Source organism: Bradyrhizobium sp. PRIMUS42 (assembly GCF_023006515.1).
Classification (GTDB): Bacteria; Pseudomonadota; Alphaproteobacteria; order Rhizobiales; family Xanthobacteraceae; genus Bradyrhizobium.
This window is the reverse complement of sequence record NZ_JALBGZ010000264.1, coordinates 1-7,895: the sequence shown is the minus strand read 5'-3', so window position 1 is coordinate 7,895 and position 7,895 is coordinate 1. Positions and strand designations below refer to the sequence as shown.

General features: G+C 64.4%; 12 protein-coding genes. 7 read left to right on the top strand and 5 right to left on the bottom strand.

The window, feature by feature from the left end; all coding sequences use genetic code 11:
- The 3 genes from MOV75_RS19925 to blaOXA all read left to right on the top strand — a co-directional run.
- Positions 1 to 627: flagellar hook-length control protein FliK (locus MOV75_RS19925; RefSeq protein ID WP_247006434.1), on the top strand; the 627-nt coding region annotated here is incomplete at its 5' end.
- Positions 624 to 887 (top strand): EscU/YscU/HrcU family type III secretion system export apparatus switch protein, encoded by a 264-nt coding sequence (locus MOV75_RS19920; RefSeq protein WP_246929072.1) that lies wholly within the window; start codon positions 624 to 626, stop codon positions 885 to 887. The genes MOV75_RS19925 and MOV75_RS19920, both read left to right, overlap by 4 nt.
- Positions 888 to 955: 68 nt before the next feature.
- A complete protein-coding gene (blaOXA, locus tag MOV75_RS19915; RefSeq protein WP_247006433.1) occupies positions 956 to 1,774 on the top strand; it encodes a class D beta-lactamase in 819 nt (272 codons plus the stop codon).
- Between the two features lie 152 nt (positions 1,775 to 1,926).
- Here the strand turns inward: blaOXA and MOV75_RS19910 are convergent, their stop codons facing one another.
- From MOV75_RS19910 to MOV75_RS19900, 3 genes are all read right to left on the bottom strand, one after another.
- The gene (locus MOV75_RS19910) at positions 1,927 to 2,919 is read right to left on the bottom strand and encodes a dienelactone hydrolase family protein (protein WP_246929068.1); all 993 of its coding nucleotides are present in this window, start codon (positions 2,917 to 2,919) and stop codon (positions 1,927 to 1,929) included.
- A 72-nt stretch (positions 2,920 to 2,991) separates the two neighbouring features.
- Positions 2,992 to 3,588: a hypothetical protein gene (locus tag MOV75_RS19905; RefSeq protein WP_246929066.1), complete on the bottom strand. Its 597-nt coding sequence runs from the start codon at positions 3,586 to 3,588 to the stop codon at positions 2,992 to 2,994.
- Positions 3,589 to 3,732: 144 nt separating this feature from the next.
- A complete protein-coding gene (locus MOV75_RS19900; protein WP_246929060.1) occupies positions 3,733 to 4,137 on the bottom strand; it encodes a DUF4260 domain-containing protein in 405 nt (134 codons plus the stop codon).
- A gap of 139 nt (positions 4,138 to 4,276) precedes the next feature.
- Between MOV75_RS19900 and MOV75_RS19895 the strand changes: the two genes are divergently transcribed.
- Together MOV75_RS19895 and MOV75_RS19890 are read left to right on the top strand one after the other, a co-directional pair.
- Positions 4,277 to 5,809: an acyl-CoA carboxylase subunit beta gene (locus MOV75_RS19895; protein ID WP_247006432.1), complete on the top strand. Its 1,533-nt coding sequence runs from the start codon at positions 4,277 to 4,279 to the stop codon at positions 5,807 to 5,809.
- A gap of 99 nt (positions 5,810 to 5,908) precedes the next feature.
- Complete coding sequence (locus MOV75_RS19890; RefSeq protein WP_246929057.1) at positions 5,909 to 6,256, top strand: hypothetical protein; 348 nt, start codon at positions 5,909 to 5,911, stop codon at positions 6,254 to 6,256.
- A 21-nt stretch (positions 6,257 to 6,277) separates the two neighbouring features.
- Here the strand turns inward: MOV75_RS19890 and MOV75_RS19885 are convergent, their stop codons facing one another.
- Positions 6,278 to 6,430 (bottom strand): hypothetical protein, encoded by a 153-nt coding sequence (locus MOV75_RS19885; RefSeq protein ID WP_246929055.1) that lies wholly within the window; start codon positions 6,428 to 6,430, stop codon positions 6,278 to 6,280.
- Between the two features lie 75 nt (positions 6,431 to 6,505).
- A complete protein-coding gene (locus MOV75_RS19880; RefSeq protein ID WP_246929053.1) occupies positions 6,506 to 7,159 on the bottom strand; it encodes a glutathione S-transferase family protein in 654 nt (217 codons plus the stop codon).
- 130 nt (positions 7,160 to 7,289) lie between these two features.
- On the opposite strand from MOV75_RS19880, the gene MOV75_RS19875 reads away from it, so the two are divergent.
- Both MOV75_RS19875 and MOV75_RS42725 read left to right on the top strand, forming a co-directional pair.
- Complete coding sequence (locus MOV75_RS19875) at positions 7,290 to 7,604, top strand: hypothetical protein (RefSeq protein WP_246929051.1); 315 nt, start codon at positions 7,290 to 7,292, stop codon at positions 7,602 to 7,604.
- A 114-nt stretch (positions 7,605 to 7,718) separates the two neighbouring features.
- Positions 7,719 to 7,895: twin-arginine translocation signal domain-containing protein (locus MOV75_RS42725; RefSeq protein ID WP_309486950.1), on the top strand; the 177-nt coding region annotated here is incomplete at its 3' end.

Here is a 7,895-nt window from a genome sequence, read left to right as displayed (position 1 = left end):
GCCTTCCGTCGAAGGTCTTCGGCAAATCAAGTGGGAAGCGGCATGTTCGGGAATTGGCGGATCGGCTCAGTCAACGGCGCGCTGCCGTCGCCGCAATCCATTGCCTCGCCATCGCTCGCACCGGACACGCCGCTCTCCGCGACCGTGCATCGCCTGCTCGACGATACCGATGCCGCAATCGCGCGGCAGACCCTGCTGCAGGTCGCTTCGCTTCCCGATCGCGCTGACGCCAGCGGTCACCGCGTTGATCCGGCCGTGCCGCAGTGGAATTTCGAAATTCCCTTTGCGACGCCGCAAGGCACCGCGATGGCGCAGTTCGAGATCTCGCGTGACGGTGGCAACGAATCCGCCGATCCCGCCAAGCAAGCCTGGCGCGCGCGCTTTTCGCTCAATGTCGAGCCGGCCGGCCCGGTCCATGCGCTGATCACACTGAACGGCGACAAGACGTTTGTGCGGATGTGGGCGGAGCGGCCGGCGACGGCGCAGCAGCTCCACGCCGGAATCGGCGAGCTCAATCAGGCTTTGACGCGAGCCGAGCTCAAGCCCGGCGATATCGTGGTTCGCGAGGGCACGCCACCACAACCGGCACCGGCCCGCGCCGGCCACTTTCTGGACCGCGCCACATGAGCGACCCATCCAAGCTTGCGATTGCCCTGCACTACGAGAAGGGCACCAACGCGCCGGTCGTCGTCGCCAAGGGCAGGGGCACGATCGGCGAAAAGATCGTCGAGATCGCCAAGACCCACGACATCCCGATCGAGGAAAACGAGGTCTTGGCCGGCGCGCTGTCCAAGGTCGAGCTCGGCGAGGAGATCCCGCCGGACCTCTACAAGGCGGTCGCCGAGGTGCTGGTTTTCGTGCTGCGGCTGTCGGGCCGAGGGCGGTAGCTGTCATCGTTTGACCAGATATCGACGGCATTGTAGCCGTCACCTTCATCGTTCAACGGACATCGCTCTTGCTCACCCGCCGTTCCACTCTCGGCCTGCTCGCCGCAGCCACAATCGTGCCCTCGCGCGCGCTCGCCCACGTCGCGCCGCCGCGCAACGAGATTCGTGACAACCTCGCAAAGCGATTCACCGACCTCGGCACATCAGGCACCTTCGTCGGCTACAAGGTCGAGGACTATCTGGTCGTCGCCAGCGACAAGGAGCGCTCGGGCGAGGGGAAGCTGCCGGCCTCGACCTTCAAGATTCCCAACTCGCTAATCGCGCTGGAGAACGGCGTGGTCGCTGACCCCGACAAGGATGTATTTGCCTGGGATGGCGTGAAGCGCCCGATCGAGGCCTGGAACAAGGATCACACGCTGCGCAGTGCGATCGCGGTGAGTGCGGTGCCGGTCTATCAGGAGATCGCGCGGCGCATCGGGCAGGAGCGCATGCAGAAATACGTCGACGAGTTCGACTACGGCAATCGCGATATCGGCGGCGGTATCGACCAGTTCTGGCTCACCGGGAATTTGCGCATCGATCCGGTCGAGCAGATCGATTTCGTCGATCGGCTCCGCCGCCGTGCGCTGCCGATCAGCAAGCGCAGCCAGGATCTCGTCGCTGACATCCTGCCGGTTACCAAGGTGGGCGACAGCGTCATCCGCGCCAAGTCTGGGCTGCTCGGCGCCGAGCGCGGCGAGCCGTCGCTCGGCTGGATGGTCGGCTGGGCCGAGAAGGGCGAGGCGCACACCGTGTTCGCGCTCAACATGGACTGCAAGGAGCCGCGTCTCATCAGTGAGCGCATGCCGCTGACGCAAGCCTGCCTTGCCGAGATCGGCGCGATCTAGCTGGCGTAAGAAGAAGCTTGCGGCCATCCTTCGAGACGCCCGCCTTTGGCGGGCCTCAGGATGAGGTCTTGTTTCGCAGCGAGATATTGGACCCTCATGGTGAGGAGCGCCGCCTTACGGCGCGTCTCGAACCATGAAAGCCAAGCTGGCTCTCAGCCCAGCTTGAACAACACCTGCAAAAACTCCTCCACGGCCTTGCGTGACTCCGCGGCCGTCACTGGATTGCCGCCGACATGCGGGTTCAATTCGACGCAGGGATCCTTGTAGGTGAACGGCGCGTTCGTATCGCCATTCATCAGCACGCCGCCGTCACCCTCCCTGATCTTGCAGTTGCGTACGGTCTGCGCATTGGCTGATACGGTCACGGTGTTGACGCCGAGCAGGCCGCTGTCGAACCCGTGCGCGCTCTCAGGATATTCGGTCAGCACCACGTCGCGCCCGGCGGTCTTGAGCCGCTCGACGAAGGCCTTGCAGCTCTTGACGGGATTGTAGTCGTCCGGCGTGCCGTGGAAGATGCGGATCGGGCGTGCGGTGACCTCGCTATCGCCAACGTAGGTCGTGGAGCAGTCCGGATAGAACGGAATATAAGCCGCGAACTGGATGCCTGACTTGTTCCAGAGCTTGTGGAAGCGGTCGAGGCTCGCATAGAGCGTCGCCTGTCCGCCGCGCGAAAAACCCATCAGCACGATGCGATCGGGGTCGACGCGCGGGTGCTTCGCCAGGATCTCCAGCGAGCGGTAGATGTCGACGATCAGGTTGAGCCGGCCGAGCAGGGCCTGGTTCGGCCCCACGACCGTCAGCCCGCGGCCGGTAAAGCCGTCGATCACAAAGGTCGAGATGCCCATCGCGTTGAAGGCGTGCACCCAGGCCTCGGTGGTGGCGCCGACACCGCTGGAGCCGTGCATCAGCACCACGACCGGCATCTTGCCGGTGCCCTGTGCAACGCGGAATTCGCCGGCAACCGTCACCGGCTTGCCGGCGGCCGCATCGCCGCTCAAAAATTGCTGGTCGGAGAGGGTGAGCGAGAGGATCGGGTAGATCTCGGCGCGCGTTGCGACTTCCTTGGGAAGCGCCTGCGCGTTGGCGAGCACGGTGGAAACGCAGAGCGCAATGAGCACCATGGCGGCGCGGAATGCCGTCGGCATCGGGTCCTCCCTTGTGATTTTCGGGGAGTAGACCAATCGGCTTGCGCGCTGTCAATTTGACGCGCGGCGGCATCAGCCCTTGTCGACCGTCTTCTTCGCGGTCAGGGCCTGGTCGATGGCAAAGCCGCCGATCTCGCTCATGGCCTGCGAGATCACGTCGCCGCGTCGCGCAAAGCCGCTCGAGAGATAGTCGAACTGCGTCCGCGCCAGCCGCAGCACCTCGATCGGCACCGAGACCACGGTCTCGTTGAAACTGTCCACGGAGGCGCGCAGGCTGTCCAGCTCGCTCGTGAGCTTGACGATATGGCTTTCCGCGTGCTGCATCAGGCCCAGCAACTTGTGGCGCTCGGCATCGAAGGCGGCGCGGTCGGCGGCGGCCGCCGCCGCTGCTTCCGCAAGCTGGGTGTGCAGCGCCTCGATCTGGCCGACCATGGCATCTGAGGCGAGTTCGGCGGCCGCGCGCAGCTCGGTGCTGCGCGTGCTCTCTTCCTGCGTCTGGTGATAAAGCCGTTCGGCCGACATCGCCCGCTGGCTCAGCGACTCGATCATGCTGGCTGCACGCAGCAGCATCTCGCCGTTCCGTCCCGACACCATGCTGGCCATGCGGCGCAGGAAGTCGATGGTTTCGGACGATGGGTTCGGCGGCAGTGGGACGACCGTCGCGGACATGGGTGATGCTGGGGCCAGGGCATGATGACCGCCGCCGTACCGACTGGGCTCACGCAACATTCGGCGCCTGATCGCAAGGCCTTGAAGCAAGCCTGAATCGGCCGGCCCGGTCAACCGGCCGGGCCACCAATTTTGCGTCCGGCGTCAGGCGTCCCTCTGCCGCCCGATCCGGCCGAGATGGGTGAAGCCGAATCCGGCGGAATATTTCAGGCCGTAGCCGAGCGCCCGGTCGATGCCGATATGGGCAAGCCAGATCAGGGCGATGGAGAGGGTGAGGGGCGAAGCGAGGCCGAAGCCCAGCGTCAGCAGCGCCACCGGCGCCATGTAGCTGTGGGCGGCATTGTAGACCATCGCGCCGAACCTGGCGTCGGACAGGTAGGCCAGGAAGCTCAAATCGGGGACGAAGAACAGCAGGGCGAAGATCAGCCACGACCCGTCCCAGGCCGCATAGAGCATCACCATCCCCGCAAACAGGGTCAGGCCCTCCAGCCGCAGCAGGATGTTGACGCCGCCTGTCGCCGCCCCCGTCTCGGCCGTTCCTTCCGTCATGCTCGCCTCCCGGACAAAACTTTGTAATTCCTTGCGCTTTCCCGCTGGGGCAGGGCAGCCCTGCGACGGCGAAAGCGGCTTTCCGGCCCGCAAAATGCCGTGTTAGAACCCCGCATCACTTAAGACTTGGCGGGAGCAAATGAAACATATCCTGGACGCCCTTGAAGATCGTCGTGCCGGCGCAAAGCTCGGCGGCGGGGAGAAGCGCATCGAGGCGCAGCACGCCCGCGGCAAGCTGACCGCACGCGAACGCATCGAGCTCTTGCTCGACAAGGGATCGTTCGAGGAGTTCGACATGTTCGTCGAGCACCGCTCGACCGAGTTCGGCATGGAGAAGAGTAAGGTGCCCGGCGACGGCGTCGTCACGGGATGGGGCACCGTCAACGGTCGCAAGACTTTTGTCTTTGCCAAGGATTTCACCGTGTTCGGCGGCTCGCTGTCCGAGACCCACGCGCTGAAGATCACCAAGTTGCAGGACATGGCGATGAAGGCGAGAGCGCCCATCATCGGCCTCTATGACGCGGGCGGCGCCCGCATCCAGGAAGGCGTCGCAGCGCTCGCCGGCTATTCCTACGTGTTCCGCCGCAACGTGCTGGCCTCCGGTGTGATCCCGCAGATCTCCGTTATCATGGGCCCCTGCGCCGGTGGCGACGTCTATTCGCCGGCGATGACCGACTTCATCTTCATGGTGAAGAACACCAGCTACATGTTCGTCACCGGCCCCGACGTCGTGAAGACCGTCACCAACGAGGTCGTCACCGCCGAGGAGCTCGGCGGCGCCTCGGTACACGCCACGCGCTCCTCGATCGCCGATGGCGCCTTCGAGAACGACGTCGAGACGCTCTTGCAGATGCGGCGCCTGATCGACTTCCTGCCGTCCAACAACACCGACGGCGTGCCGGAATGGCCGAGCTTCGACGACATCGGCCGGGTCGACATGTCCCTGGACACGCTGATCCCCGACAATCCGAACAAGCCCTACGACATGAAGGAGCTGATCCTGAAGGTCGTGGACGAGGGCGACTTCTTCGAGATCGCCGACATGTTCGCCAAGAACATCGTCACCGGCTTCGGCCGCATCGCGGGGCGCACCGTCGGCTTCGTCGCCAACCAGCCGATGGTGCTGGCCGGTGTGCTCGATAGCGATGCCTCGCGGAAAGCGGCGCGCTTCGTGCGCTTCTGCGACGCCTTCAACATCCCGATCGTCACCTTCGTCGACGTGCCGGGCTTCCTGCCGGGCACCGCGCAGGAATATGGCGGCCTGATCAAGCACGGCGCGAAGCTGCTGTTCGCCTATTCGCAGTGCACCGTGCCGCTGGTCACCATCATCACCCGCAAAGCCTATGGCGGCGCCTTCGACGTCATGGCCTCCAAGGAGATCGGCGCCGACATGAACTACGCCTGGCCGACCGCCCAGATCGCAGTGATGGGCGCCAAGGGCGCGGTCGAGATCATCTTCCGCAGCGACATCGGCGACCCCGACAAGATCGCCGCGCGCACCAAGGAATACGAAGACCGCTTCCTGTCCCCCTTCATCGCCGCCGAGCGTGGTTACATCGACGACGTCATCATGCCGCACTCGACGAGGAAGCGGATTGCAAGGGCGCTGTCGATGCTGAAGGACAAGAAGGTGGAGACGCCTGCGAAGAAGCACGACAATTTGCCGTTGTGAGATGAACGTAGCCCGGATGAGCGGAAGCGACATCCGGGTCTTTGCCTAGGTCCCGCAGGTCGCTTCGCTCATGTGGGCGACTAATTCTCTTGAATTGGCATGACCGAAGACGATCCGACAGACGAAATCTCCGACATTGAAGATCGCATCGAGCGGCTTGCCGAGCTCGCCGAGCGGTGCCGGAAGTACATCCTGGCGTCCAAGATCGCCATCGGCGGCGGGGCGGCGCTGCTGTTGGTGACGATCCTTGGCCTCTTCGGCTTTGGTCAGACCGCCGCGCTCGGATCGATTGCGCTGGTGCTGGGCGGGATTGTCTCGCTCGGCTCGAATGTCTCTACGCTGCGGCAGACGGACGAGGCCATCAGCACTGCGGAGGCGCGACGTGCGGCCTTGATCGGCAGTATCGACCTGCGCGTTGTTGCCGATGCGCCGCTGAAGCTGGTGTAACGCATCCAGCGCCGGCACGCCTCACGCGGCGGTCTTGACCGTCAGCTCCGACAATTCGGCGCGGCATTCGGCGGCGAAGGCTTGCAGCCGATCGGCAGTTTGCCGGTCGAGGATGGCTTTGGCCAGCCGCTCGGCGCGGGCGATCTGTCGTTTGAGATATTCGATGCGGACCATGTGTCACCTGTCGAATTGCTTCTGTCCGGTGGCGACGACTGTATGCCGCCCACCGGCTTGATTGCGTGAGGCACGTCACGCCCCGCGCGCCTTATCCGCCGCGGCGAAATGCGCCATCTGGTCCGCGTGCGCCTTGATGAACGCCGGGCGGCCGGTGGCACGTGCGACGTAGGCGCGGCAGGCGGGGCTGTCCGCCAGGCCGCCGAAACCATCGACGACGCGCAGGACGTCCGACATCAGGATGTCGGCGACGGAGAAGGAGCCGGCCAGCCATTCGCGGCTGGCCAGCACCGGCTCGAGATGCTTCAGGCGAAGCTTGAGGAAGTCGTCCACGAATTTCCACGCCTGTGTGTCGGTCGGATGTCCCATGAACTTCGACATCGCCCAGGGCAGGCTCGCCATCTCCACCGAATTGAGCGCGGCGAACACCCATTCCGTCGTCTCGACGCGGCTGCGCGGACCTGTGGGCATCAGCTTCGCGCTGCGCTCGCCGAGATGCAGCAGGATCGCGCCGCTCTCGAAGATCGAGAGGTCGCCGTCGGTCAGCCACGGCACCTGGCCGAACGGCTGGTGCGCGAAATGCGCAGGCCCGCGATCTTCGAAAGGCGCGCTGGCGACGCGATAGGGCAGCGCGGCTTCTTCGAGGGCCCAGCGCACGCGCAGATCACGCACGAAGCCTCGCGGTGGTTCGGGAACCCAATTGAAGGTGGTCAGGGTGAGGTCGGCCATTTGCAGTCTCCGAGTCCTTGTTCGAAGCAAAGGACGAGTGAAGGGTGTCCACTCCGACACCGGTGCCAACTCTTTTTGTCGCCGGCGGCCGAAGCGGCTAGTCTCGGTTCAAACAAGAGGAGGAAACCCGATGCCATCAGCCTTCTTCGTCGTCCGCGCCACCGTCCCCGACGCCAGCAAGCGCGCCGCCTTCGACAGATGGTACGAGACGGAACATCTGCCCGACGCGGTGAAGGCATTCGGTGTCAGCAAAGCCGTGCGGTTCTGGAGCCTCGATGATCCCTCGCTGCACCAGGCGATGTATCAGTTCGATGACGAGGCCAGGCTCGCGGCGATGCTGAAAGGTGACGCGCTGCAAAAGCTCGTCGCCGATTTCAACCGCGACTGGCCCGACGTGAAGCGTACGCGCGAGACGCTGGTGCTGGCGCAGGAGTTTGTGAAGTAGCGAAGTCCTGTAGCCCGGATGGAGCGCAGCGCAATCCGGGGTCTTCGCCCCAAGCACGAATCCCGGATTGCGCTCCATCCGGGCTACGAATTCGCCATGTCGCTTCGCGTGTGAATGCGAACCCACGATTCAGCCTTGGTTGATTCAGCCTTGGTTCATGTCGTGAACGCGACACTTCCTCTGCATCACTTGCTCGGTAGCCTAGAGGGATATGTCATGGAGCGTCGGAACTTTTTGAAACTTGCATTGGGGGTGACGGCGGGCGCCGCGGCCTTCGCCGCGACGGCGCAG